The sequence below is a fragment of the Mesobacillus maritimus genome (assembly GCF_023715205.1).
Lineage (GTDB): Bacteria > Bacillota > Bacilli > Bacillales > Cytobacillaceae > Mesobacillus_B > Mesobacillus_B maritimus_C.
The window spans coordinates 79228-104571 of the sequence record NZ_JAMBNR010000012.1; the positions used below are offsets into that span (position 1 = coordinate 79228).

Sequence of the window (25344 nt, forward strand, 5' to 3'; positions counted from 1 at the left end):
ACATTCAGCAAAAGAAAAACTACTGATGGTACATTTTAATAAGGGCTTTTTTCTCAAACTTTGTTGCTCTTGAACAAAAAATACGGCTGTATGAGAGCTAGTTTTTTAAAAAAGCTTCACCTTATGAGAAAAGAGCTTAAAACTAAGAAATGGCTACAATTAAGTTTAGGATTTTAACAACAATCTTTACGAAAATAGCCTAATGAATAAAGGAGAAATGATGATGAGAACAAAACGAACGTTTCTTTTACTAATGGCTCTAATTTTAGTCTTACCGTCATTTCTAGTACAATCTACTTCAGCTGAAAGCTCGAATAGAGAGGAAGTCCCCCAACAACCGGGGGAATTTTCCTCAAAGGATGAAGTGGTGTATGCCACGTTAAGTCCGACGGGAGATCAACAAGAAATCTATGTTGTCAACATTTTCGATGTTGTAAAAGCAGGTAAGGTTGATGATTACGGACCGTATACTAGTTTAAAGAACCTGACAGACTTATCTGAGATCGTACAAAAGGATGAGAAAGTTCAATTCACGGCACCAAAAGGGAAGTTTTATTATCAAGGGAACATGAAAAACGAACCCCTGCCATGGGATATCTCCATTTCATATAAACTCAATGGAAAGAGAGTAACCCCAGATGAGTTATTAGGGCAAAACGGGCATGTCGAATTAAGCATTGCTACGTCTGCCAATGAAGAAATAGATCCTACTTTCTTTGAAAATTATCTATTACAAGTTGCGATTACGCTCGACCCTGAAAAGTTCGAAAATATTGGGGCCCCCGATGCGATGGTGGCAAATGCGGGTAAAAATAAGCAAATTACCTTTACGGTCATGCCTGAAAAAGAGGGAGACCTCAGTGTGGAAGCAGATGTAAAAGATTTCGAACTAGCAGGAATGGAAATTAGCGCTGTTCCTTCCTCTATGTCCATCGATGCACCAGATATCGGTGAAATGACAGGGGAAATGGAATCATTATCAGATGCGATCGGAGACATTCATAACGGTGTTGGCCAGTTAAAGCAAGGAATTTCACAACTGAACCAAGGTGTAGCCGCTCTACGAGATGGTTCTGCCCAATATCAAAATGGAATGTCTGAAATCAATAAAGCTTCCTCTGAGCTTGTCGCTGCGTCTGGACAGATCAATGATGGAATCGCAACGATCAACAACGGACTTCATGACAATATGAATCAACTTGATTTAGGGGACTTTGAAGATCTTCCTATAAGTCTTGCGGACTTAGCAGAGGGACTTAATGCAACGTTGGATGGACTTGCATTGTTGCGTGAAAACTATTCATCTGCTTTTAACAACTTAGATGCTGCCATTAAAGCAATTCCCGACTATGAGATTTCTCAAGCACAAATTGAAGAGTTGTCTAAAAATCTGAGTGAAGAGGATCGTGCTGTGCTGGGTCAATTAATGGAAACCTATGCTAATGCTGCAAAAGCAAAAGAAACGTATAACTCCGTTAAAGCGAGTTTTGCTGCAGTGGATGCAAGGTTAAAAGAATTGGATGGAGCGATTGCAGAAACTGAGGAAACATTGACTAGTATCTCGAATGCGATTGCTTCATTTGAAGATATTGATGTAGTTGAGTCAATCTCACAATTACAATCTGGAATGAGTGAGTTTGCGGACAACTACGGGCAATTTCACTCCGGATTAGTGAGCTACACGAACGGAGTCGGTCAATTATCTAGTTCGTACAATGAGCTGCATTCAGGGATTGAAGAATTGTCTGGAGGTACAAGTGAATTAGAAAATGGCGCGAGTCAGCTTCACAATGGTACCTTTACGCTATATGACGCAACAAGCAATATTCCGGTTGAAATGCAAGAAGAAATCGATAAATTGATTTCAGAATACGATAAATCTGATTTTGAGGCGGTTTCTTTTGTTTCACCTGAAAATGACAAAATAAACTCTGTTCAATTTGTCATCAAAACGGAAAGTATTCAAAAAGATGAGCAAGACAAAGATGAAGCACCTAAAGAAGAAAAGAAAGGCTTCTGGGCTCGTTTGAAAGATTTGTTTTTTTAGAGTACTAAATGGTTAAAGCATAGTTAAAGGACCTTCCTTGTATTCGGAAGGTCCTTTTTTGTGAAAATCCTTAAAAGGAGGGGCAACGATGGGTTGTTAAGTCATAGATAACAATCCGCATTATGATACGTTTTCAAATAAGTTAAATCGATTTTTATCAGCATTAATTGCTTATATAAGATGAAAAGCTATAAGATGAAAAGTATGTTTAAGCTTTTTTCAATTGAAGTGTACTTAGTGGTTTTTCCCATGGTCGACTTTTCCAGCGCCTTAATGCAAGTAGTCCTCGTAACCATTCATCCATTCCTTGAGCTAGCCAAACACCAAGTAAACCTAACCCAAAGTGAACGCCAAGGATATAACTAAAGACAACGGCAACTCCCCACATAAAAATGACACCAACAATCATTGGAAAGCGAACATCACCAGCAGATTTTAATGAGTTCATCAAGACAATGTTCATCGCTCTTCCTGGTTCAATAAAAACAATTGCCCATAAAACTGGAATTCCAACCGCCAAAATGGCTGGATCTTCAGTAAAGATACTTAATAAAGGTGAACCTATGATTGCGATTGCTAGCGAGATGAGTAGTGAGGTGACAAACGCAATCTTCAATGTACGTAGCCCACGGTATAATGCTTTATCATACTCTTTCGCCCCTATATACCGTGCAACTAAAAGCTGCGTCCCCATGGCAATTGTTAAAGTAAATAAAAAGCAAAGCATGGAGATGTTCATGATGTATACGCGCGCTGCAAGTGAAGCCGCACCGAATGAGACAACCATTCCGGTAATGATCAATTGTGAAAATTGATAGGAAAGACTTTCGCCTGCTGACGGAATGCCAATCGAAAGAAGTTCCCTGTAATCGTCTTTATTCACTTTAATAATATCATGCAGTTTAAATGAAAGTGACAATCTTCGAAACAATAAATAGAGCAATAGCAATACGGCAATTCCGCGTGCAAATACAATGGCCCAAGCGACACCAGAAACTCCTGTGATTGGAAGACCAAAGATTCCTGAAAGCGCCAGAATATTTCCGCAAACACTAATGACATTCATAATCACTGTAACAATCATTGATTCTTTTGTATATCCGTAGCTTCTTAGAATCGCGCTAAGTGCTAAGGACAGAGATTCAAAGAAAAGAGAAAGTCCACAAATTTTAAGGAAAATTAACCCGTATTCAAAAATCTTTCCTTCAATATTAAATAGTCTAAGAAAATATTCTCCAAAAAAGAAGATGATTATTGCGACAATAATCCCAAACCAGAAATTCATGCCAAAAGCAGAATGAGCCATTTTTCTTGCGTTTCCTAACTCGTTTGCTCCTAATTTCTGTCCGATTAAGATCGTTGCACCGATCGAAGTTACGTTAAAAACAATGATAAAAATATTCAATAGCTGATTCGCTACACCGACCCCAGCGGCAGCATGATCAGAATAATGACCTAGCATAAAGGTCGCGATAATCCCCATGCTCATATGTAAGGCAAATTCTATAAAAAGCGGCCAAGAAATTTGAAAAAGAGTGGGTGTTTTATAGTTTGTTGTTTCTTCGCGCAAGCTGATTTCTCCTTTTCCTTCCAATTATGATACCAATCTATTGTAATCCTATTTTAGGAAAAGTAAAGACTATATTTGTGCTTTCCTACTTAGGATTACTCCTGCTATATAGAGTAGAAAAAGGTGACCACAAGAGCATACTTTTTGTGCGTTCATCCTAAGTTTGTAGGGCTTTCCCTAAACTAAAGTTACTTCCAGTGAATAAAAAGTGAATTCCTTTCAGTTTATCTCTTATAGCAACAAGTTTGAGAAAGAACCAATATATATGCATATTTCTTTATACCTTCGCAATAGTAAAAAACTTTGTTAACAGCCAAGGTCCGGCAGCGAATCCAAGTGTTAATTGCCATGCTCCTATCGCTTGGAGGTTATATTCACGAACAAGTTTCATTTTTGCAGCTATACTTCGAACATCTTCAAACCAAACTTCATGTAATTGATCTTGCTCATCTCGAAAGCGAAAAAATGGGGACTCTTCTTCTTCGGAATATTGAATCGCCACTTGATAACTTATAGCTCTATCCATTGCGTCTTGGTTTGAGATGGCTGTGGCAATGTTTCCTGGTTGGTGTGGGATTGACCAATTATATCCGTACAAAGGAACGCCAATGATGATTTTTTTTCGTGGAACATTATTGATTGCAAATTCTATTGTATTTCGAACCTCTGTTATCGGAGCAACAGGACCTGGTTCGCTTCCGGCATGATGCCAATCATAGGCCATGATGAACATATAATTAACAACAGATCCAATTCCTCCAAAATCATACCCTTTTAACCAGGGAATATCTTCACTTGTTTTGGCTGGGACTGCAACGGTTATTGCATATCCAGCGGGTACTAACCTGTCCCTTAATTGGCGTAAAAATCCAGTGTATAGATCTCGATCGGCTTCAGCTACTCTTTCAAAATCAATATTAACCCCACCATATCCTCTTTGATCCACTAGTTGAAAAATATTATTCACAAGATTGGTTCTTGCTGTAGGGTTATTTAAAATTACGCTAGTTACCTCAGTACTAAATCCTTCCGGTGTCAAATTCGTAATAGTTGCAAGAGGTGTTACTCTGTTTTCCCAAGTTGTTTCAATCGCCTCTAAGTCATTTAATTGATTGACAATATCGCCATTTGGGCCAACCCTGTATCGAAATAAGGAAATGGATGAGGCATAAGGTGCAAAGTCATTAATAATTTTCCGGTCTAGATCAGGACTACGTACTACATAATAGCTCAATGTCCCAGCAAGGTAATTGGAGATATCTGGTATCGTCAGTTTCATACCAGGCTGTAATGAATTGGGGCGAGCTGAAGGGTTTGCTGTTCGTAATTGTGCCAAGGAAATAAACGATCTTCTAGCGATACTGCTTAATGTATCGCCAGGCTGAACGGTATACTCGTACAGTGGGAGGAGCAAGGCAAGGCCAGGTACTATATTCGCCGTTTTTACCCCATTAACTGCTCGGATTTGATCAACACTAATCCCATACTTTTTACCAATTGTATATAAGGTGTCACCAGGTTGAACTGTGTGAATAAACATGGTTGAACCCCCAGTCACTTTTAGTAACTTTGTTCTTTTATCACCATATTACCAGCAAAATCGTTATATGCAGTGTTTTAGAGATTGGTTATAAAACAATCATCTTACTCAATCTGCTTAACCGGTTATTTAAATGAAGCTAAACAAACTCATTAATAATGACATGACTGTTTTAATAATACTTGGAAGACTATTTTGGGTGGGGGAACGTAACTTGAAAATCTATGTAGGGGGAAAGAAAAGGGCCTATAAAAAAACAAATTCCATGCACATTCTCTTACTCTCATCATATAGTAGCTTCTGGTGAGAGAATTGGATGGAAGGAAGATGCAAAATGAAGGATATTAGAATTATTTCGATTGCAAATGAAAAGAAAGAAGTGGAAACAGGATTTAAGGTCATTGAAGTTAATGTCTCAAATTCTAGTGACCGATTATATGCCGTATGTACACCGGTGAAGGTAAAATAAACTTACAACTGGTTTGGCAAATAGTAGGCTCTGATCTACATTATTAATCAAGCATTACCTTTGAAATTGTGAAAACCATACAGATCGATAAAAACTCGTCCGTTGATTTTTGTTTTTATACGTACGAAACGAGTGGCAAGTGGAATCTTGAGGAGTATGGTAGAGGTTAGTGATAAAGGATTCTAAACGAACTTTTGTCATAAAGTAATAGATACTATTGGTTTCTAATACAGGAATTTCGGTCACTTTTATTTTCTGCCCGACTACATTGCGAAATTCAATACTTTTATATAACAAGCGATCAACTCTTTTTTCATTTCTTTTTATTATAACAATAACATTCTTATTAATTATGAATCATATGAAAATTTTTTTATTTTATTTTAACACTATGAAAAACCCAGATTCATAGGAGAACCTGGGTTTTTCATAGTGGATAATTAAGCTAACCTCATTTTAAAATCTTGATAGCCAAATTCACGAATCACCTGACAATCTCCATCTTGCTTTTTCACAGCAATCGCAGGCAATGCCATCCCATTAAATGTAGTAGTTTTGACCATTGTGTAGATGGCCATGTCGCCAAATACGAGACGATCGCCACTTTTTAATGGTTGATCAAAAGAGTAATCGCCGATGACGTCACCTGTTAAACAAGTTTGGCCGCCTAGACGGTACGTATAAGGTTTTTCACCTGCTTCACCTGAGCCAAAAAGGGGAGGGCGATAAGGCATTTCCAATACATCTGGCATATGACAAGTAGCCGATGTATCAAGGATCGCAATCTCCATTCCATTTTGCACAGTATCAAGCACGGATGTAACCAAATATCCTGCGTTTAGTGCAACGGCTTCACCAGGCTCTAGATAAACTTCGAGACCATATTTGTCTTGCATTCTTTTAATGCAGGCTTCAAGTCTGGCAATATCATAATCTTCTCTTGTGATATGATGACCACCGCCGAAATTGATCCACTTCATTTGCGGTAGCCATTTGCCAAACTTTTCTTCAACGGCATTCAAAGTTGTTTCTAAATCATCCGAGTTCTGCTGACAAAGAGTATGGAAATGTAACCCGTCCACACCATCAAGCATGTCAGGATGAAACTGGTCCGCTGTGACACCAAAACGAGATCCTGGCGTACATGGATCATATATTTCATGACCTTCTTGGGTAGAACACTCAGGGTTGATGCGCAAGCCCACGCTGCTGCCAGCTTGAATGGCTTTTTCCTTGAATTTTTCCAACTGTGAAAAAGAATTAAAGATAATATGATCACAAATGGAAACAATTTCATCAATCTCGTCTTCGCGATAGGCGGGGGCAAAGACATGGTTTTCTTTGCCCATTTCCTCGTAACCTAGACGTGCCTCATACAAACCGCTTGCAGTCGTACCGCTTAAATATTCCCCAATAAGTGGATACATGGTGGTCATTGAAAAGGCTTTTTGTGCTAATACAATCTTGCAGCCAGTGCGATCAATAACACCCTTTAATATTTTTAAATTTCTTTCAATGAGGCTTTCATCAACAACAAAACTAGGGGTTGGTAGTTCTTCAAACCGCATTTTACTTAACGAGCTCCGGCTCTTTCACTTTAATTGGTTCGTTGTCGACTAGTTCTGGATTATGATCTTCTTGCCATGGAAGGCCCCATTTATTTAATTCTTCCATGAATGGATCTGGATCGAATTCTTCGATATTGTATACCCCAGGCTTATTCCATTTACCAGTCATAATCATGGCAGCACCAATCATCGCTGGTACACCAGTTGTGTAGGAAACCGCTTGAGAACCAACTTCACGATAGCATGCTTCATGGTCACAAATATTGTATACATAATAAGTTTTGTCTTTGCCGTCTTTCTTTCCTTTGAAAATACAGCCGATGTTTGTTTTCCCTTTTGTACGTGGTCCAAGTGAAGCAGGATCTGGAAGTACGGCTTTCAAGAACTGAAGCGGAATGATTTGTTGACCTTCGAATTCAATTGGTTCAATAGAAGTCATCCCGACATTCTCAAGCGCTCTTAAGTGAGTAAGGTAACTTTCGCCGAATGTCATGAAGAAACGAATGCGCTTGATTCCAGGAATGTTGACTGCAAGAGACTCAAGCTCTTCATGATAAAGCAAGTACATGTCTTTTTCACCGACTTCTGGGAAGTCATACACGCGCTTGATTTCCATTGGCTTTGTTTCAACCCACTCACCATTTTCCCAATATCTTCCGTTTGCGGAGACTTCACGAATATTGATTTCAGGGTTGAAGTTGGTTGCGAATGGATAGCCATGATCTCCAGCATTACAGTCAAGGATGTCAATGTATTCAATTTCATCAAAATGATGTTTTAGGGCATAAGCAGAAAATACACCTGTAACACCTGGATCAAAACCGCTACCTAAAAGGGCTGTAATGCCAGCCTTTTCAAAGCGCTCGCGGTAATCCCACTGCCATTTGTATTCAAATTTTGCTGTATCTTCAGGTTCGTAGTTCGCTGTGTCCATGTAGTGAGTTTTTGTTGCTAGGCAAGCATCCATGATTGTTAAGTCTTGATATGGTAATGCCAAATTCATCACGATATCTGGCTTAACTTCTTCAATCAACGCAATAAGCTCATCTACATTGTTTGCATCTACTTGTGCAGTTGTGATTTTCGTTTTGCCACCATCTAATTTCGCTTTTAGATCATCACATTTTGATTTAGTCCGACTCGCGATACAGATTTCTTCAAATACCTCGCTATTTTGTACGCATTTGTGGATGGCGACAGAAGCGACTCCACCGCAACCGATAATAAGTGCTTTTCCCATTGTGCAAACTCCTAACTAAATAGATTTTTAGACAAACAGAAGTGCATAACATCGAACTAGCTGACATCAACTTTAGGTGTTTTTACAAACCCCCAATGCTTTTTTGACAATTAAAAAAGCAAGTGCAAAACACGCATTTTCGCGCACAGCACTTGCTTAAAGATTAAGGTTCCTATTAAAAAGCTAAAAAATACGATAAAAATCCCGTATATATGTAACTATCAAGTTAAAAAGACAGCATGATAGAAAGCTCTTTAATATTCAAACAAAAATCATTATAGGACTCAGAGTCTATATAGCAAATAATTACTTTTAGTACTCTTATTGACCGTTTCACAAGTTGATGTGCATATGCACTGGTTGTAAAGTAACCAACTTATAAAATTTGAGCTTTTAACTCAATCAATAAGGCAAACTAAGTTGCCAATCGGCATTTGACCCGGCTGTCCGTATGGCCTTAACTTCGTACGAAGTGGTCAAAATTATCTGCTTGGAAAGACTCAAGTTTTTGAACATAACAGCTTTCCAAAAATAATGCTTCTTAAGATTATCACAAATTCTCAAAATATCAATAGAAATAAAAGAAAAAATTTGTTGTTAGCAACCAACTTTATAACCACTCTATTCTTGGGTCTTTATTGGAGTTGGCATTGTAAAGGGAAAGCAGGTTTTTTAGGTTTATATAATGGGGTGAACATCCAGTTAAATTAGGTAACCACTTTCCCTCCATGCCACCATTTGGAAACCCGTGTTTTAGCCTTTTGGATTAGGTGATAGGCAATGTATGAAATGCTAAAAACAAGAAATGCATCTATGATGTTCCAAATTAAATGCTGAGAGACATGTCCCAACCCTAAATTACTTAACAACATGTCTACTAGGTCAATAACAAAAACATGGACAGCGTAAATTCCTAAAGAATGGGCCCCTATTTTACTGACCCATAATCCCTTTCCAAGTTGTGGATTTTGAATGGTAAAAATAAACAAAAACACAGTGAGTGGAATCGTTGAAATAAAATATTCGCCGTGTTTTGCAGATAATATCTTCTCCAACCAATACCCTTCAATCACTTGGAGGATTAAAAAGAAAACAATCAATAAGGCAGAAGTTTCCATACTGAAACTTCGGGAATAACTGACAGATTTAGGGTGGGAAAAGCAGAAACCCAGTGTCGTATAAAATAGACCAATAAACAGCGCATCTCGGGAAGTGACTGGTAATTCAATAAAAAATGAGTAGGACTGGCCGAAAAGCCCCGCAACATTTAGAAAAAGGCCTATGATGACCAAAAGGTTTAACTGTTTCATTTTATAAAAGAGATATAAAGTACTTATACTCCAAGCTAAAGAAATGACGAACCAAAGTTGATAGCCGCTTGTTCCTTGTCCGTAGTATAGGAGATTTAAAGCGGTAAGGTCATCAAAATATCTAAAAAGACCTTGAGTGAGGTTTCCATCACTAGCAGAGATACGTAAAACATCATAGCAAATATAAAATAAAAGCCAGCTTACATAAATTTTGAGTATTTTTATTGAATATTTTTTGAAGTAATTTAGGGATTCAGGATTTTTTCGTATCTTTATTCCGAACAAGTATCCTGAAGCGGCAAAAAAATAAGGGACAGCAAACCTCGAAAGGTTATCCAGTGCAAAATACCCGAGTTGGTGATCTCTTGGAAAGGTGTGAATGATGACTACAGCAAGAATAGCAAAAAACTTTATAAAATCAATTGCGTAATTTCTTTCCAATATCTGTCCCCCCTGTATGCCAATTGTTTTACTTTTATAGTTTATCCTTACTGGTTTTCTCTATGTACCTAGTGTAATGATTGGACTTAAGGGTGCTAATAAAGTCCGTTTTTTTCATTAGGAATGATAAATACTTTTGGAATCATCGTATATCTTGTTTACATCCTGCTCATTGACTAGATTCACTTGAACTCTTGAAATTTTATTTTATCCGGTAGGAAGGAGTGAATTTCAAAATGGAGAATAAATATAAAGTAATAAATCTGGGAGGAGTTATTCGGTCATACATTGGTAGGGAAGAAGTTTAATGTTACTCACATAGCCTTGAAAACCCACCTTGACCAATCAAGACAGATTTAATCATTGAAACGATGAGGAGTAAAAAAATGCTAACGAATCAACAAATAACGGAGATAAAAACACTTCAGGAAATTTGCGAAAAAGATGGAGGATTTCAGCTGAAATTAAATTTTGATATGCTTGAGAATCGATCAGGAAATCTGAAGGAAGACTTTTTCTATTATAAAGATGGTAGGCTTATTGGGTTTCTTGGGAGCTATGGTTTTGGAAATAAAATAGAATTGTGTGGGATGGTTCACCCGAATTATCGCCAACAAGGGATATTCTCCAGCCTAATTACGAGTGGGTTGGATGAAGCAAAGCAAAGAGGATTCAGTAAGATTTTACTAAATGCTCCTGCGAAATCGAATACAGCTAAAACGTTTTTGCAAAATGTCCCATGTACTTTTTACTGTGCAGAGCATCAAATGAAATGGCATCAAACCGATTTAATAGAAGATGATAGGATTACAGTTAGACCTTCCGTTTCCAGTGAGGATGAGGAAGCAGAAGTTCTACTTGAAATATCTGGATTTGGTATGAGTGAAATAGAAGCAAGAGAAATGCAAAAAATGATTAGTGAACAGAGTAGTGAACAAAAGCTAATTATCGAAGTCGAAGGGAAAATAGCTGGGAAAATGCGGGTTTCAGAACTGAATGGGGAAGCGTGGATTTACGGATTTGCCGTTTTTCCGGAATTGCGAGGAAAAGGCATTGGACGCCGCGCATTATCGCACGTAGTGAAAATGGAGCTAGCAAAAGGATTTCCTGTATTTCTGGAAGTGGAAGCGAAAAATGCCCGTGCGCTTACATTGTATGAATCATGTGGGTTTAAAACTTATCATTCACAAAACTATTATGAGTATACGAAATAGAAAAAAACAGCTAGTCGCATTGTATAAGAAGCGGCAAGCTGTTTTTTTTTTTTTCACTGGATGGCTCATTTAAGGTTATTTTTTACATCCTGGAGTTAGGGAAAAATCAGCATACATGCTGAACAACAGGGAATCCTACTGTTGAATGTTTTAAGAGTAGGGTGTTAAGGCATAAAGGAGGAAATACATGCATCTAGTTAAACAAGGAATCATGGCCTTTTGTTTGATTATGATTGTAGGAAATATGGCGGGGTGCAGCAACACAGCCGGTAGCAATGACACGGATCAAAGAATTTCCATACTTGAAACAACAAATGTGGAAGATCAGGAGTTGGTGGTCGGGAAATATCCTTTCCCGAGTCAACAAAAATCGAAAGGAACTGGAAAACTAACAGTCATTACACCTGCGGGGTCATCTGCCAACGATACAACACCGGTGTTTTATGTTGACAACGATGACCGCCATGTTCAAATAGCGATTAATGCGGACCATTTTGATGGGAGTAAGCAGACTTTTGTGTACGTGGATCAGCTTTACTTAAAACCGGAACAATTTGTTACGCGCACGAAAACCTCCATTGATTTACAAGATAAACTGATTCGCCCGGGTACACATACCATTTCTTTTATTCAGTTTGAGGATGATAATCCGTATAAAGGAAAGGTAACGAATTTTTCAGAAGTCGATTATCGAGTGGCTAAAAAGAAATAAGCATTCAAAACAGACAAGATGGAGAGCAGGACCTTGACCATCTTGTTTTTTTTGTTGAAGTTCAGCTATCCTTTGTATTTGTAACTTTAGCAGTAGTATAGACACCGTGTAATGGGCGATTTTTTATTATGGCTAGTAGTTGTTCAGCCATATAGGTTGAGTTATATAAGAAGCCATGCTGAACCCATTCAATAATCATTCCGAAAATGGCATAAGCATGATAACTAGCTTGCAATTCTCGATCAATAGTTGGGTGGGGTTGGTGGGCAATCAGGTCTTTCAATGCGAGCTCTTTTAAGACGGTACATAATTTTGATTGGAACTCGATTAACCTATTGGACTTTACGATTAACGTATAAAAGTCTTTATATTGTGTTACATGATCAAAAATCTTAACAGCAGAGGAAGGCAATGTTTCAATGTCGATGGCCTCACTATTTTTATAAGGCTCACGATATGAGGAGATTAAACTGGAAATGACATCATCAATGATTTCGTCTAAGATATCCTCTTTATATCAAAAATGCTTATAAAACCTATGTGATAAAAATAAGAAAATCAACAACTGTTCAATAACTGAACAAGACATCTACAAACTTAGGAGGAATAATCATGAAACTTCAAGACAAAGTAGAGATTGTAACAGGTGTAGCATCAGGAATGGGCAAAGCAATTGCAGAGTTATATGCGACAGAAGGCGCCAAAGTGATTGTTGCTGACCTTAATATAGAAGGTGCTGAAGCGGTTGTGGAAGGCATCGAAAACAATGGTGGAGCTGCGAAAGCGGTTCAAGTGAACGTAGCTAGTTTAACAGAAATCGAAAATATGATTGACAAGGCAGTAAAAGAATATGGAACCTTAGATATTCTTGTAAACAATGCTGGTATCATGGATGGATTTGAACCTGTTGGGGAAATCAATGATGATCGCTGGGATTTAATTTGTGATGTTAATACAAAAGGCGTTATGCGAGCGATGCGCAAAGCGATTCCGATTTTCTAAGAAAAAGGAAAAGGGACAATTATTAATATCGCCTCTACTGGCGGCTTAAACGGTGCACATGCGGGTGCAGCATATGGAGCTTCCAAACATGCGGTTATTGGTCTTACCAAAAATACAGGCTATATGTACGCAAATGAAGGCATCCGCTGTAATGCAATAGCTCCAGGAGGCGTTAAAACAAACATTGCACAATCAATGAGCAATGTAAGTCAATTCGGGATGGATCGCACAAAAGCAGTTCAAGGTGTTATGCCACGTCTAGGTGAATCAGAAGAAGTAGCAAAAGTAGCATTATTCTTGGCTTCTGATGACGCTAGCTTTGTAAACGGAACCGTAGTAGTTGCTGATGGAGGATGGACTGCAGCGTTTTAAAAAAAGCGAAAGCGGCTCGCCCAACTCCGACTGGCTTATGACCCGAGGAGTTAGCCGCTGTAGCTAGACAATAGAAAAGCGGAAACGCCCTATAAAGCGCCGTATGATTTAGATAAGAATGCTTTAGGTTAAAACAATTCATTCTAAGAAAAAAAGCGATTCCTCATCGATGTACGAGAGGAGTCGCTTTTTTAACGTTCTCCAGCTTGTCCGAGCAGATAAGCCAAGTAAAATCCGAATACGAACGTAATCAAACAAATGATGGTGTATAAGAATGTCTCAGGTAATCCTGGAAAGATAACAAAAATACTTCCAACAACAAAACCCGTTACAACTGCGTACGTTGCAGTACGGAAGTTTTTGAATAAATAAGAAATAAATTTACTAGTTAGTAAAAGGCCGATCACCACACCGAAACCTACCGCAAGGATAATAGGGAAGTGTAGGGTTTTGACGGCGTTAATGATTGTTTCATATACTCCTAATAATAAGAGGACAAGGGAGCCGCTAATTCCAGGCAGGATCATCGCCGAACTAGCAAGCCACCCGGCAAAGAATAAAAATACATAGTCTTTTCCCGATAAAGAGGTCATCACAGCTGATGTTGGTTCACCCATAAAACCTGTCCAAGCAACAAATATGGCTGCGATAACTAAAAGCACGTAATGACTAGCTTGAAAGTTTTGTTTGTATTCTGCTTCTCTTAATAAAAGTGGAACAATAGCCATTACAAGACCAAGGAAAAAGAAAAACGTCGGTTTTGGGAAAGATTCAAGGAGATAACTAAACAAGTGGCTTAAAGTAAGGATGGAAATGCCCATACCGAGACCAACTGGTATCAAGAAAATCACATGTCTTTTCCAATCTTTAGTGGTTAGTCCGTTAATCGCACCAATTAAGCGTTCGTAAATGCCGACCAATAAGGCAATCGTGCCCCCACTTACGCCAGGAACGACATCACTTGCGCCGATCATCATTCCTTTAAAAAGGTTTTTCCATTGAAACAAGCTAAACATCCTTTCTAATTCGTGAAGTACATCCTAGTTTACCATAGCTAGATTTATTTCGTCGCTTTTTTTTTACAAGTCTCTTTTCTCAAATTCTTGAACAAAAAATACTGCTGAATGAGCTAGGTTTTTAATAAAATCGCTTCACTTATGAGAAGAGAACCTGAAAACTTAATTCAAACATAAGAAAAGGCTACAATTGCAATAAAATCGGCTGTAGGATTTTAACAACAAAAATTCTTACGAAAACATTTTTACAAAGAGAGGAATGCATTAAGACATTCTATAAATGGAAGTTACTGTTAAAGGTAAGAGGGCCTTTTTATCGGGAGGTTCGAATACCTTTTTACCTGAAAACCCTGAACAGAAGCGGTTGGTTCAAAAAACGTTGTAAACGCACGACCTATATATAAGGAGGAACATGGTTATTTGATGGACTAATCATATTCTATAGAACCATGTTAATTCTTCACCAAAAGAGCATGCGACAATTGATTCAGCTGCTTGCTGAAGTGAAAAAACATAATAAAGAGCAGTGGGTTCCTTCGTTACAAGGAAGCCACTGCTTTTTGTTGTTAAGTAAGGCAATTTTTCGATATGCGCCTAATTATAGATTCGTTTCCTCTGAAGTCCGGTTCCATTTTAAAAGAGGCGGATCTTGAATACTCATATCTTGTTTGTTCTTCCAGTTATCCGCTTCAGAACCTTGAGCTGTCGTTTCTTTAAAGCCAGTGATAAGCCACGTTTTTTTAGCAGCATCATAGGTTAACGTATAGTTGCGAATGGCCTTAAAAGAAGCATCGTCAAACTTTTCATAATCTCTAAATTTGATTTTTTCCTTATAGGAAACAAGCGCCGCAATCTCGGCAGACCAATTACCGTTAAAGTAATTGATCTCTAATTCATCTAAGTTTACAATTGCCCCTAAATATTGCGATTGGATCTCATCAATATACTCCTTAATTAAGGCAAATTCATTTTCAACAAACAACTGTTCTGCATCAATTTCTTCAGAAATATTGCTGAAACTCGATAACGTAAACTCTGAGGTAGTAAATTTTGAATAATCATGGTTGAAAGTATCAAGCGCGACCAGGATTTCCTTTTGAGTCTTTTCATCCTCCATAATGAGTTTATTAGGGTCAACAATAACACTTATATCGTTGGTACCCCAAACCTCAATTTGACGCTCTTCTAGAACGGTGCCAAGAGCGTTTTTGATCGTCACTACAACGTCATGGATTCCAGGAACCACTGGTCCAAATGTTCCTTCTTCTTGTCTATTTACAGGGTGATCCAATGTTTTAAATTGAATTTGGATTTCGTCATCTTCATTTTGGCCACTTACTTTAACGTTTCCAGTTTTGACTTTTAATTTATAAACTGGATATATGCCCCATTTTTTGCCGTCGGTCGTTAAACTAATTTGGGAATTCGTTGTTCCAAAGTCTTTTCGCTCTATTTGGGTTGTTAAGCTTTCTTTGGCTACTTGATAGCTGTTATGGTTTTTTTGTAAATAACCAGTTAAGGCTGTAAGTGATTCTTTGCTAACCTCTGCTTCTTTTGAGTCTGCGATAACAATTTCATTTAATAACTCCGGCTGATTTTTTTCGACTGCTTTAACGAAAACATTGACTATTTTATCAGGACTTGTCATTTGTAAAAGAAAAACGTGTGTGCCGACTAACAAGACAACCACAATGGCAGTTACGATGAAAGCCATTCTCTTGTTGTTCAAATCTTTCCCTCCTTATAGAGAGCCAGCTGCAAAAGCTTTAACCAACCTTTCACTGTTCCAATCGGAAGTATCAACAGACCATTTTCCATCTTTTTCGACCATAACGATGTCGAGTTTTTCACGTGCTTGCTTTGCATCAATTGAATTTAGAATTTGATCGAGTTTTGAAATGGCGTATTCCTCTGCCTTTTTACGGTCATAATCGTCTGTATTATCTAGGTATTCTCTCGTATGGTCAGATACTTCTTGGTATAAATCTCCTAGTGGTATGGTTGTATATTCGAGCGAGACAATTGCTTTTCCATTGGCATGATCCGTGGTGAGGGAGTGAAATTCAGCTTTTTCTGCTAACAAGGATTTATAGGTCGAATAAGCTTTATCAATTTCTTCATCGGGTACTCCATTTGAAAAAGCCGTTTCAATTGCATCGGCAAAGAGGTTCTTGGCTTCAGATTGGTGCGCATTTTTATCAACAGAAACGTATTTTTCATAATCTACATTTTCTTTTTCAAGATAAATGGTATCAATATACGCACTAAGCGCTAAGGAAGGTACATTAAGTTGCTCGAAACTTTCAGCATAATCCGCGGGATTGAGTGGGATGGTCACTTCTTTTGGTTTGGTGTCAGGATCAAGGACGAATGGCTTCACTCCAATTTCATATTGTTTTTCTGTGTCTACATAAAAAATCGCCGTGACTTTTTTCAGCTTTTCCGGTCCAATTTCTCCAGTTTCTAGACTAGATAATCCGAGCTCTGAATTGAAAAGATCTGTCTCAGCGCTTAATTGTTCATCCCCGTCATAGAGCTTGATTCCGTCAAAAGGTGAGACATCAATTGAAGATTTTGAGTTGTTTTTCACTTCTAACTCTACTGCTAACAAACCTGTCGTGTCCTCAACAGAAACACCATCATCGGCATCAGACAATATGAAGGAGGCATCTGCAATCGCTATACTAACCAAATCGCTTTCTCCACTAGAATCTTTACTGCAGCCACTAAACACAAACATCAATAAAACGAATAAAATGAAAAAACCCCATTTTTTTCGCAACGCCATTCCTCCTTTTTTTCTTAACAGGGACAATGGTCTTGCTTTTGTCCACTTCGTGTTAGTAATAGGTAGTACCAATGATTCATTGGTCACCGATAAAGAGTATATGTTTACAGACAACTTCGATATGATAGGTATTTGTAATCAATAATCTGCACAGGAAAAGATTATGGATCTATAATGACTTTTGAAGGGGTAACAGGAGTTGGAGGTTTTTATTCACGGCTATAGGAAGACGATTGTTGGAAAATATGTTTGAGCATGAAGTTGTGCTTTAAATGATGAATTGAGTATAATAGGAAGGCAAAAAAAGGGGGAATAAAAAATGAAAGAAATTAAAATTGAGCAGGAATATCGTGAGCAAATTACAAAAGATGAATTATCTGTAGGGGTGTTTACAACAACTTGGTGTCCAGATTGTAAACGTCTTGCAATGTTTATTGATGACATTGTTGCAGAACATTCTGATAAGAATTGGTTTACCATTGACCGTGATGAATTCCCAGAAGTGTCAGAGGAACAAAATGTGATGGGGATTCCTTCTTTACTTGTGTTTAAAAACGGTGAAAAACTTGCTCATTTACATAGTGCAAATGCGAAAACTCCTGAGCAAGTAAAAGCGTTTCTAAGTGAAGTAAAAGAAGGTTAATTTAGAATCAGGTGGCGGACATCACTATTATTTTAGGGTGTCTGTTCTGCTTCATACTTAATGGAATATCTTTTAAAGATCATGTTTGAAAATTTCCCTTATTGTGTGGACGAAAACGGGAAACCTATGAGGGGATGAAACCAAAATACTTTAGGTTTATTACATAATCATAAGGGAAAAAAGAGTGTATCGAATACGGAGGAGATGATTTTAATCAATACTTATCAAGAACTGGTTGAAAAACTAAAGCAATTTGGTGTTGCCGAGGATCATTTGCCGTCGATCGATCAACCGAAAGTGGTTTTAGAAAAGGAAGTAAAGGTTTTTAATAGTGACTTTAACATTTTACAATTAAGTCTCCTTTATTCGATGGTGACAGTCGAGGAATGGCAGGACGAAAAATCTTTTTATATAATTTGGAAGAATACGGATTTGAAATCCAATCTAAAGCGCTTTGTTCTTTATTATAATCAGCAAAAAGGCATTTTACGAAGAAAATATGTTTATCGAAATAATACGGAGCCACGTAAGGAAGAAAAACGTTCTGTGTCTAAAGAACAATTGATTGCAGATGCAAGTAGAGGGATGCTGGCGATCCTAACAGAAGGATTTAAACAAATGGATTAAGACCAACTTGGCGACGAAATGCATGGTTCATTGGTGGCCATGCGTTCGTCTTCTTATGTACAATCTTTGTAAACCAAGCATTTGAAATAAATTGTTACTCCTTAGGATGTTAATCGGAATTTTTCAACGTAAGCCCCTAAAGCCTACGCGAAATGGCCATTTTTAACAAACCTTTTTAGACCTTTCGTTACTTTTTTCGCTAGCTAGTTTTGGCCATGTTAATTAGTCCATAAAATGCCAGTTTGCTTTTCTAGAAGTTATCTGTTATTCTATAGAAGAATTATTTTTGTTTGTTCGGCAAGGTTCGTGAAAGTATATAAACTTTTTGACTTGAAGAGGTAAGCAAGGATAGTAACAAAATGTGTGCAAAGCACACGAGGAGGAATTTTATAATGGAACAAGGTACAGTAAAATGGTTTAATGCAGAAAAAGGATTCGGATTCATCGAGCGCGAAGGCGGAGACGATGTATTCGTTCACTTCTCAGCTATCCAAGGCGAAGGCTTCAAGTCTTTAGAAGAAGGTCAAAAAGTTACTTTCGACGTAGAGCAAGGTCAACGTGGACCTCAAGCTTCTAACGTTGTTAAAGCATAATAACCATTTCAATTAAAAGACTCTCTTGTAGAGTCTTTTTTTATTTGGTTTATAATAGAACTAGAACGAGATCACTTAGATTAGGGGAATGGCCAATGAATAAAAACAATCAGAGCAATCCCGGCTATCAGAAAGCAGAACAGAAGGCTAGGGATTATTTTCAAATGCTTTTTAAGCAAGTTCGTGAACAGACGTATGTCCCCCTCTTAATCAACGATTTTAACTCCTGGAAACATCATCATGTACATCACTCTCCTTTTTTGTCGTTTTTTTCGTCACAAAAGAAAAAAACTGCTCCTCGAGACTATCATCCATATATTCAATGGTTGAACTATACTGGTAAACTGGAACCTTACTTAGAACGAAGCATTGCCTATTTATTTCTACGGGATTTGGGAAAGGATTTGGGCGAACCCGAAACCCAGAACCAAGTTCGCCGCGTGGCATCTAGTTTGAAAACTCAACTAACGACAGAGAAATCTGGAAACCAAGAACCGTTTAATCTAGTTGGATTGTATCGGAAGTCGCAAGAAGAGGGCATTGAATCCACGATGATTTGGTTAATCCATAAATTAAAAAACGTGACAACCATCATTCCAGAAGAAATGGATGGCGTACAAGCCCAACGGAAATTGATAAAAATTATTGCTGGTGTCCTGATGCATGTAGTTAATGAAATTGGGGATGAAGTGACTGCTTGCGAACGCAAAAAGAGACTGGATATAGCCATTAGGATAGGCTATTGTTATGGGCTAACCTATCCATTCATTGATGACCTTCTGGACTCCAATGTCCTTACTCCACAAGAGAAACATCGATATTCTGATTTGATTCGAACAACACTAACGACAAGGTCTGTTCCAAGCCTTGGCAAATGGACTGGACCAAATAAAAATCTTGTTGAGAAAGTTCACAAGGAATTGAAAGAGGCATTTGAATATATAAAAGCTCATCAGCGTTCCGAATTTTTGGATTCGTTTTTTGAGCAGTCATATGTGTTTTTTCATTCTCAGGAAGTGGATCGAAAAAAGAATGTTAAAAATACATCGTTTACAAATGAGGATCTTTATCTGCCAGTCATTTTAAAATCGGCTTCATCAAGATTAATCGTCCGGTCAGTAATCAGTGCACCTGAAGATAAAGGGTTTGATGACCGCACGTTTTATTATGGGATTTATAATCAGCTAGCGGACGATTTTGCGGACCTGTTTGACGATTTAGAAGATGGTGCAGTTACTCCTTATACATATTATTGGTTGTATCATGATAAACGTCCAGATTTAATCAATCCTTTCGAATTATATTGGAGCGTTATTGCGCATTTGATTCATCATGTCTATCGGTCCGACACAATGACCAGAGAAGTGATATTAGACCGAGCGATCAATGGCTTGAAGCGATATAAAGCTAAAATGGGAAACAAGAAGTACAAGAAAGTAATGGATGTTTTTACTGCAAATATGCAGCCTTTTAATGGCCTCATACAGCAAATGGTAAAAAAAGCTGAGGACGTTGATTTCTTTGATAAATTATTAAGAGACCAAATGATTACGTCACTAAAACAGGAACGAAATGAGCGTGAAGACTTTTTCGAAAATATCAAACAAGTCCGCGAACAAATCAACAGTCTGTTGCCAATCACCAAAACAAATGAAATTCCGTTGCTGGATGAAACGGTTGTTGAGGCAGCCAATTATAGCCTTGAAGGAGATGGGAAACGGTTACGGTCTGTGATGGCATGTATGATGAGCGTAAAGGAGTATGGATTAAATCAGGCTTCAGTTGAACCGCTAATAAAATCAATTGAATACTTGCACACTGCATCCCTAATTTTCGATGATTTACCTTCGCAAGATAATTCGTTGACTCGTCGTGGGCGTCCGGCACTGCATCAAGTTTACAATGTGGCGATTGCGGAATTAACAGGTATTTTTTTGACTCAAAAAGCAACGGCTGAACAAGCATCTCTTAATCAATTTGATTCGAAAACAGTGCTTGAACTAATTCGCTATTCGGCGCAAATGACGTCTGAAATGTGCAAGGGCCAGGCAATGGATTTGGCTTCAAAAGGTAAAACCATGACCCACAAAGAATTAAATTTGCTCTGTTTTTATAAAACCGGAATGGCATTTGAAGCAGCGCTAGTAATGCCAGCGATATTGGCTCAAGCGAAGGCAGATGAAATTGCAGCATTGAAGAAATTCGCATGGCATGCAGGAATAGCTTTTCAAATTCAAGACGACTTACTAGACATAGAGGGAGAAGAACATCTCCTTGGGAAACCGGTTGGTCAGGATGCTGAAAATAACCGCTCGACCTTTGTTTCAATACTAGGAATAGAAGAGGCGAAAAAAGGGATGTGGGATCATTATTGTTCCGCAATTGAAGCATTGCAGCATGGTCAGCGTAACCCGGCTTTTCTGAAACATGTAATGGATTATATCGTGCATCGGGATTATTGAGTATGAATCAACCTTATTTATCAGAGATGAATCAGACGGTGAAGGCTTCCAAAATATATGGTTTTCGGAAGCCTTTTTGTGTCTAGAAATAATACTATGTGTGAACATACTTGCTATTTGCATTTCCAAAACTAGAAAAATTCCCATTCTTGTTTAATACAATTTCGACATTACCAAGATTTTTGCAAAGGGTTTTACAAAAATAAGCTAAACCTTTGTTTTTTGGGTAGATACTCTTAAATGGATGGTTAATTTTAAAGTGAATTGGATGGGGAAAATGTCCACTGTTTTTCCTAAAATGAAAGTATGATGTATTGGTTAATGCCTGAAATTAGAAGAACATAAATTAGAGGTGTAACATGAACTTATCAATATTACTAGTCATTCTTATTGTTTTTGTTTCGTTCATATCAACTTTACTATTAGCAGGAAGAGGGGACGAGGGTTATTCACAAGCAACAAAGCGGAACACAAGGAATTTAACAACAATCTATGTGATTGTGATCCTTTTATCCTTAGTAGCAGTTGGAGCCTATTTGCAATTCTTTATTTAAGACTGTTTTTAGTATAGGTTATGGTTAAAATCATAAGCCGATTTTAACACAGTAGTAAGGATTTTGTATTGTTAAAATAAGTTTGTAAGCTCGATTTTCAAGAAATGAGGCTGTTTTTTGTTTAAAAGCAACAAAGTTAGAGAAAAGAACCTTATTTCAGGCCGATCATCTTATCAGATGATCGGTTCTTTTGATAAAATAAGGAGACTACATGTGTTAAAGGATGAACGAGTATGGAGTGGAAACCAAATCGGATCTTAAAAAAAGCGATTTACAAACAACTTGCAGAGTACATTGAACAAGGGATTGCAGATGGGACGTTTCCACCTGATCAGCCGCTGCCTTCTGAACGGTCATTAGCAAATGAACTAGGAGTCAATCGGAGTACAGTGGTTGCGGCTTATGATGAGTTAGAAGCAAATGGGCTAATTGAGCGTAAAAGGGGGAGTGGAACGAGAATTAGCAAAGATATCTGGGGTTTGACGAAAAAGCGTGTCCCAAGCTGGAACCGTTATATTGAAGCGGGCACTTTCCTACCTAATATGCCAGTGATGCAAAGGATACGCAAGGAAATGACGGATCAAAAGTTGATCAACTTAGCAAGTGGTGAGTTATCAGAAGACTTATTTCCAATCACGGCGTTGCGTGAGATGATTTCCAATCGGTCCTTTATCGGTAGCTTAGGCTACGATCATCCTCAAGGGAATCAAAACTTACGGGAATCGATTTCGAGGCATGTTCAAAAGTATCGAAAAATTGAAACGACTTCTTCATCGATCTTAATTACCTCTGGTGCTCAACAAGCCTTACATCTAGTGGTTCAATGTTTGCTGAAACCAGGAGATGCAATCGCTATAGAAGAGCCATCGTATCATTATGGATTACCAGTGTTTAAATCTGCAGGAATTAAAACGTTTTTCTTACCAGTTGATAAGGATGGGATTGACCCTGAAAAATTGATATCCCTACATAAAAAACATCGAATAAGAATGATTTTTTTAAATCCAGCGTTTCAAAACCCTACAGGGGCGCTTCTATCCAAACAACGGCGGAAACGAATTTTAGAAATTTCATCAGAATACGGAATCCCCGTTGTGGAAGATGACCCTTATAGCCTCACATCGTTCACTGGTGAAGATGTATCAACGCTAAAGTCAATGGATCAACATGGGAATGTCCTATATATTAGTTCATTATCAAAAATTGTCGCTTCAGGACTTCGCATCGGCTGGATTATTGGTCCAAAACCGGTGATTGAACGATTGGCGGATGCGAAACAGCAGGTAGATTTTGGCCACGCCAGTTTTACGCAATGGATTGCCAATGATTTTTTAGAGTCTGCTTCGTTTGATTCTCATATGGCGGATTTAACCAACCAATTGGAAAAGCGACGTAATCAAATCGTTTCTAGTTTAAGATATTATTTTCAAGACCGGGTAAAGTTTCATGTTCCACAAGGGGGCATCCATTTATGGTGCAAACTAAACAGAGACTACGATGAAACGCAATTGTTAGAAGAGTCAATCACACAAGGCGTTATTTATACACCTGGATTGACATTAGGTTCGCAAAAAGGATATGCCCGTTTTACGTTTTCGAGAGAGAAAGAAGAAAACATTCATGAAGGAATTAGAAGATTTGCTTTGGCATTCGACCAGATTCAAAAACGATAAACGCAAAGCACAATGCTTTGCGTTTTGTTTAATGGTTGCGTCTGTCCTAAAAGTTGTCCTAGTGATGATAAAAAAACTTTTAAAAGGAATGAACTAAGCTGTCTTCTTTCCAATCTTCTCCGACTTTTTAGCTGAGTTGTTTTCAACATAACGAGCGATGATTGCTCCGACTAATAAAGACCAAACTGGAGCGCTGATATTTAGAAGGGTAATGTCAGACATCGCAATCATAAAAGCAAATGCTGCACTTAGCTTCAGGGATGGATTGGCAAAGCCTTGTTGTAAGCTGTTGCCAAACACACCAAGCAGGGAAAAGCCAACAATGATGCTAATAAACTCAGAGGGAAGTGTGTGGATTAGTGGGACTAGTTTCCACGCAAACGACCCAAATCCAAAGAGAAGAAGCCCTGAAACAACGGCACCCATATATCTTTTTTCTTTTGGCCCTGCCGCTTCATCGGCACAAATCGCCGTAGCCATCCCCGCAATATTGGCCGAATGGCCTCCGAGGAAGCTAGTAAAGATGGAGAAGCCTCCCCCAAATGAAACGATTCGGTTGACGGGTGTTTTGTATTGGTTTTGCTGCAAGGCGCCAATTGCAACTGCTGCATCATTGCTTAGGATTAACAAAGAAAGTGGAATGGAAATAGACAAAAAGCTGACAAGATTAAAATCTGGTGCCTGCAGTTGCGGTAACAAAAATCCAGAAGACCAACTGCTCTCAGTGTTCAACGGATACGTCAAAATTAAGACGATACTCCCTGTCACAATCGCAGCAATTAGCGGTGGAATTTTGGTTTTCCATACACTAAACAGAAAGAACGTGACTAATGCAGAGATCCCGACGATGAAAAGTTGATTAACGGATTGAATAAAGGTGACCATATATTTCGTGATCATACCGGCCAGCATTGCTGAAATGATTTCTTTTGGGACTAAGTTGATTAGTTTTGAGAAGAAACCGGATAGGCCGACGAGGAGCATAATCATGCCAGAAAATATGTAGGCACCGATTAATTCGTGAAAGGTGAACTGGGTTGTCATCGTGGCGAGGAATGCAATCCCCGTTAATGTGTGACCGCCAACAATCGGAATTCGATAATAGAGAGGGAGAATGATGCCAAACAACCCCCCCATCACATAGACAGATAGAACCCATAGGATGGTCTGATCAATCGTAAAATTCCCACTAGAAGATGCCTCTAATATCAGTGCGGAAGGTCCGGTAATAATGAAGATTCCGGCAACTAAACCCGCTGCGATATTTTTTTGATTTAAATCTTTTAACGGAAAGGTATTTGGTTGTAGCCTAGGTTTATGTACACTCATGATTATCCCCTTATTAAAATCAACTTTGTAACATTTGAATAAAGTTATAAACCTATCATACACATTTTACAGAATTTTCAACCACCCAATTAGTCTATTTTTTAACCATCCACTTTATATAAATTTAATAACTTCTCGATAAGTTGTTGTCGGTAATAGTAAAGTGAATAAGGA

The 25344-nt window shown here is 38.2% G+C and carries 21 protein-coding genes and 1 pseudogene; 11 read left to right on the forward strand and 11 right to left on the reverse strand.

The features are described from left to right. Positions 1-223: 223 nt before the first annotated feature. Positions 224-2047 carry a YhgE/Pip domain-containing protein gene (locus M3182_RS17345; protein ID WP_251559229.1) on the forward strand — a complete coding sequence of 608 codons (1824 nt, stop codon included), beginning with the start codon at positions 224-226 and terminating at the stop codon, positions 2045-2047. Between the two features lie 208 nt (positions 2048-2255). On the opposite strand, the gene M3182_RS17350 is transcribed toward M3182_RS17345, so the two are convergent. Together M3182_RS17350 and M3182_RS17355 are read right to left on the reverse strand one after the other, a co-directional pair. Continuing rightward, entirely contained in the window at positions 2256-3617 is a 1362-nt protein-coding gene (locus M3182_RS17350) for an MATE family efflux transporter (RefSeq protein ID WP_251434798.1), read from the reverse strand. Positions 3618-3894: 277 nt separating this feature from the next. Continuing rightward, entirely contained in the window at positions 3895-5157 is a 1263-nt protein-coding gene (locus M3182_RS17355; protein ID WP_251559231.1) for a glycoside hydrolase family 18 protein, read from the reverse strand. A gap of 334 nt (positions 5158-5491) precedes the next feature. On the opposite strand from M3182_RS17355, the gene M3182_RS26225 reads away from it, so the two are divergent. Beyond that, complete coding sequence (locus M3182_RS26225) at positions 5492-5626, forward strand: hypothetical protein (protein ID WP_285868615.1); 135 nt, start codon at positions 5492-5494, stop codon at positions 5624-5626. 54 nt (positions 5627-5680) lie between these two features. Here the strand turns inward: M3182_RS26225 and M3182_RS17360 are convergent, their stop codons facing one another. The 4 genes from M3182_RS17360 to M3182_RS17375 form a co-directional block, all read right to left on the reverse strand. Further along, a complete protein-coding gene (locus M3182_RS17360; RefSeq protein WP_251559307.1) occupies positions 5681-5872 on the reverse strand; it encodes a DUF2535 family protein in 192 nt (63 codons plus the stop codon). Positions 5873-6066: 194 nt separating this feature from the next. Further along, positions 6067-7194, reverse strand: a complete 1128-nt coding sequence (nspC, locus tag M3182_RS17365) for a carboxynorspermidine decarboxylase (RefSeq protein WP_251434801.1) — start codon at positions 7192-7194, stop codon at positions 6067-6069. A 1-nt stretch (position 7195) separates the two neighbouring features. Then, positions 7196-8434, reverse strand: coding sequence for a saccharopine dehydrogenase family protein (locus M3182_RS17370; protein WP_251434803.1), 1239 nt, complete (start codon positions 8432-8434; stop codon positions 7196-7198). A 707-nt stretch (positions 8435-9141) separates the two neighbouring features. Further along, positions 9142-10185 carry an acyltransferase gene (locus M3182_RS17375; protein ID WP_251559233.1) on the reverse strand — a complete coding sequence of 348 codons (1044 nt, stop codon included), beginning with the start codon at positions 10183-10185 and terminating at the stop codon, positions 9142-9144. A gap of 386 nt (positions 10186-10571) precedes the next feature. Between M3182_RS17375 and M3182_RS17380 the strand changes: the two genes are divergently transcribed. Beyond that, positions 10572-11399, forward strand: coding sequence for a GNAT family N-acetyltransferase (locus tag M3182_RS17380; RefSeq protein WP_251434807.1), 828 nt, complete (start codon positions 10572-10574; stop codon positions 11397-11399). A 187-nt stretch (positions 11400-11586) separates the two neighbouring features. Further along, positions 11587-12111, forward strand: a complete 525-nt coding sequence (locus M3182_RS17385) for a hypothetical protein (protein WP_251434809.1) — start codon at positions 11587-11589, stop codon at positions 12109-12111. Between the two features lie 61 nt (positions 12112-12172). On the opposite strand, the gene M3182_RS17390 is transcribed toward M3182_RS17385, so the two are convergent. Further along, positions 12173-12523 (reverse strand): TetR-like C-terminal domain-containing protein, encoded by a 351-nt coding sequence (locus M3182_RS17390; RefSeq protein WP_251434812.1) that lies wholly within the window; start codon positions 12521-12523, stop codon positions 12173-12175. A gap of 200 nt (positions 12524-12723) precedes the next feature. Between M3182_RS17390 and M3182_RS17395 the strand changes: the two are divergent. Next, positions 12724-13485 (forward strand): annotated as a pseudogene (locus M3182_RS17395) (SDR family oxidoreductase). A 191-nt stretch (positions 13486-13676) separates the two neighbouring features. Here the strand turns inward: M3182_RS17395 and M3182_RS17400 are convergent. From M3182_RS17400 to M3182_RS17410, 3 genes are all read right to left on the reverse strand, one after another. Continuing rightward, the gene (locus tag M3182_RS17400; RefSeq protein WP_432806628.1) at positions 13677-14501 is read right to left on the reverse strand and encodes a DUF368 domain-containing protein; all 825 of its coding nucleotides are present in this window, start codon (positions 14499-14501) and stop codon (positions 13677-13679) included. A 598-nt stretch (positions 14502-15099) separates the two neighbouring features. Beyond that, positions 15100-16230: a TcaA second domain-containing protein gene (locus tag M3182_RS17405; RefSeq protein ID WP_251559235.1), complete on the reverse strand. Its 1131-nt coding sequence runs from the start codon at positions 16228-16230 to the stop codon at positions 15100-15102. A gap of 12 nt (positions 16231-16242) precedes the next feature. After that, on the reverse strand, positions 16243-17283 hold the full coding sequence (locus M3182_RS17410; RefSeq protein ID WP_251434819.1) for a DUF5105 domain-containing protein: 1041 nt from the start codon (positions 17281-17283) through the stop codon (positions 16243-16245). A gap of 325 nt (positions 17284-17608) precedes the next feature. On the opposite strand from M3182_RS17410, the gene M3182_RS17415 reads away from it, so the two are divergent. The 6 genes from M3182_RS17415 (at position 17609) to pdxR (ending at position 23841) form a co-directional block, all read left to right on the forward strand. Then, the gene (locus tag M3182_RS17415; protein ID WP_251434821.1) at positions 17609-17932 is read left to right on the forward strand and encodes a thioredoxin family protein; all 324 of its coding nucleotides are present in this window, start codon (positions 17609-17611) and stop codon (positions 17930-17932) included. Positions 17933-18136: 204 nt separating this feature from the next. Beyond that, positions 18137-18559, forward strand: coding sequence for a hypothetical protein (locus M3182_RS17420; protein WP_251559237.1), 423 nt, complete (start codon positions 18137-18139; stop codon positions 18557-18559). Positions 18560-18951: 392 nt separating this feature from the next. Then, complete coding sequence (locus M3182_RS17425; protein WP_251434825.1) at positions 18952-19152, forward strand: cold-shock protein; 201 nt, start codon at positions 18952-18954, stop codon at positions 19150-19152. Positions 19153-19247: 95 nt separating this feature from the next. Then, the gene (locus M3182_RS17430; RefSeq protein WP_251559239.1) at positions 19248-21614 is read left to right on the forward strand and encodes a polyprenyl synthetase family protein; all 2367 of its coding nucleotides are present in this window, start codon (positions 19248-19250) and stop codon (positions 21612-21614) included. A 359-nt stretch (positions 21615-21973) separates the two neighbouring features. Beyond that, entirely contained in the window at positions 21974-22168 is a 195-nt protein-coding gene (locus M3182_RS17435) for a hypothetical protein (RefSeq protein ID WP_251434829.1), read from the forward strand. Between the two features lie 233 nt (positions 22169-22401). Beyond that, positions 22402-23841, forward strand: a complete 1440-nt coding sequence (pdxR, locus tag M3182_RS17440) for a MocR-like pyridoxine biosynthesis transcription factor PdxR (protein WP_251559240.1) — start codon at positions 22402-22404, stop codon at positions 23839-23841. A gap of 93 nt (positions 23842-23934) precedes the next feature. Here pdxR and M3182_RS17445 read toward each other — a convergent pair whose 3' ends face one another. Next, positions 23935-25170, reverse strand: a complete 1236-nt coding sequence (locus tag M3182_RS17445; RefSeq protein WP_251434834.1) for a benzoate/H(+) symporter BenE family transporter — start codon at positions 25168-25170, stop codon at positions 23935-23937. Between the last annotated feature and the right edge of the window lie 174 nt (positions 25171-25344).

Bases quoted from the DNA above. Each gene is read 5' to 3' on its own strand.
- M3182_RS17345 (WP_251559229.1), top strand. From the start codon at position 224: ATGAGAACAAAACGAACGTTTCTTTTACTAATGGCTCTAATTTTAGTC.
- M3182_RS17355 (WP_251559231.1), bottom strand. From the start codon at position 5,157: ATGTTTATTCACACAGTTCAACCTGGTGACACCTTATATACAATTGGT.
- M3182_RS26225 (WP_285868615.1), top strand. From the start codon at position 5,492: ATGAAGGATATTAGAATTATTTCGATTGCAAATGAAAAGAAAGAAGTG.
- nspC (WP_251434801.1), bottom strand. From the start codon at position 7,194: ATGCGGTTTGAAGAACTACCAACCCCTAGTTTTGTTGTTGATGAAAGC.
- M3182_RS17370 (WP_251434803.1), bottom strand. From the start codon at position 8,434: ATGGGAAAAGCACTTATTATCGGTTGCGGTGGAGTCGCTTCTGTCGCC.
- M3182_RS17380 (WP_251434807.1), top strand. From the start codon at position 10,572: ATGCTAACGAATCAACAAATAACGGAGATAAAAACACTTCAGGAAATT.
- M3182_RS17385 (WP_251434809.1), top strand. From the start codon at position 11,587: ATGCATCTAGTTAAACAAGGAATCATGGCCTTTTGTTTGATTATGATT.
- M3182_RS17400 (WP_432806628.1), bottom strand. From the start codon at position 14,501: ATGTTTAGCTTGTTTCAATGGAAAAACCTTTTTAAAGGAATGATGATC.
- M3182_RS17415 (WP_251434821.1), top strand. From the start codon at position 17,609: ATGAAAGAAATTAAAATTGAGCAGGAATATCGTGAGCAAATTACAAAA.
- M3182_RS17420 (WP_251559237.1), top strand. From the start codon at position 18,137: ATGATTTTAATCAATACTTATCAAGAACTGGTTGAAAAACTAAAGCAA.
- M3182_RS17425 (WP_251434825.1), top strand. From the start codon at position 18,952: ATGGAACAAGGTACAGTAAAATGGTTTAATGCAGAAAAAGGATTCGGA.
- M3182_RS17430 (WP_251559239.1), top strand. From the start codon at position 19,248: ATGAATAAAAACAATCAGAGCAATCCCGGCTATCAGAAAGCAGAACAG.
- M3182_RS17435 (WP_251434829.1), top strand. From the start codon at position 21,974: ATGAACTTATCAATATTACTAGTCATTCTTATTGTTTTTGTTTCGTTC.
- pdxR (WP_251559240.1), top strand. From the start codon at position 22,402: ATGGAGTGGAAACCAAATCGGATCTTAAAAAAAGCGATTTACAAACAA.
- M3182_RS17445 (WP_251434834.1), bottom strand. From the start codon at position 25,170: ATGAGTGTACATAAACCTAGGCTACAACCAAATACCTTTCCGTTAAAA.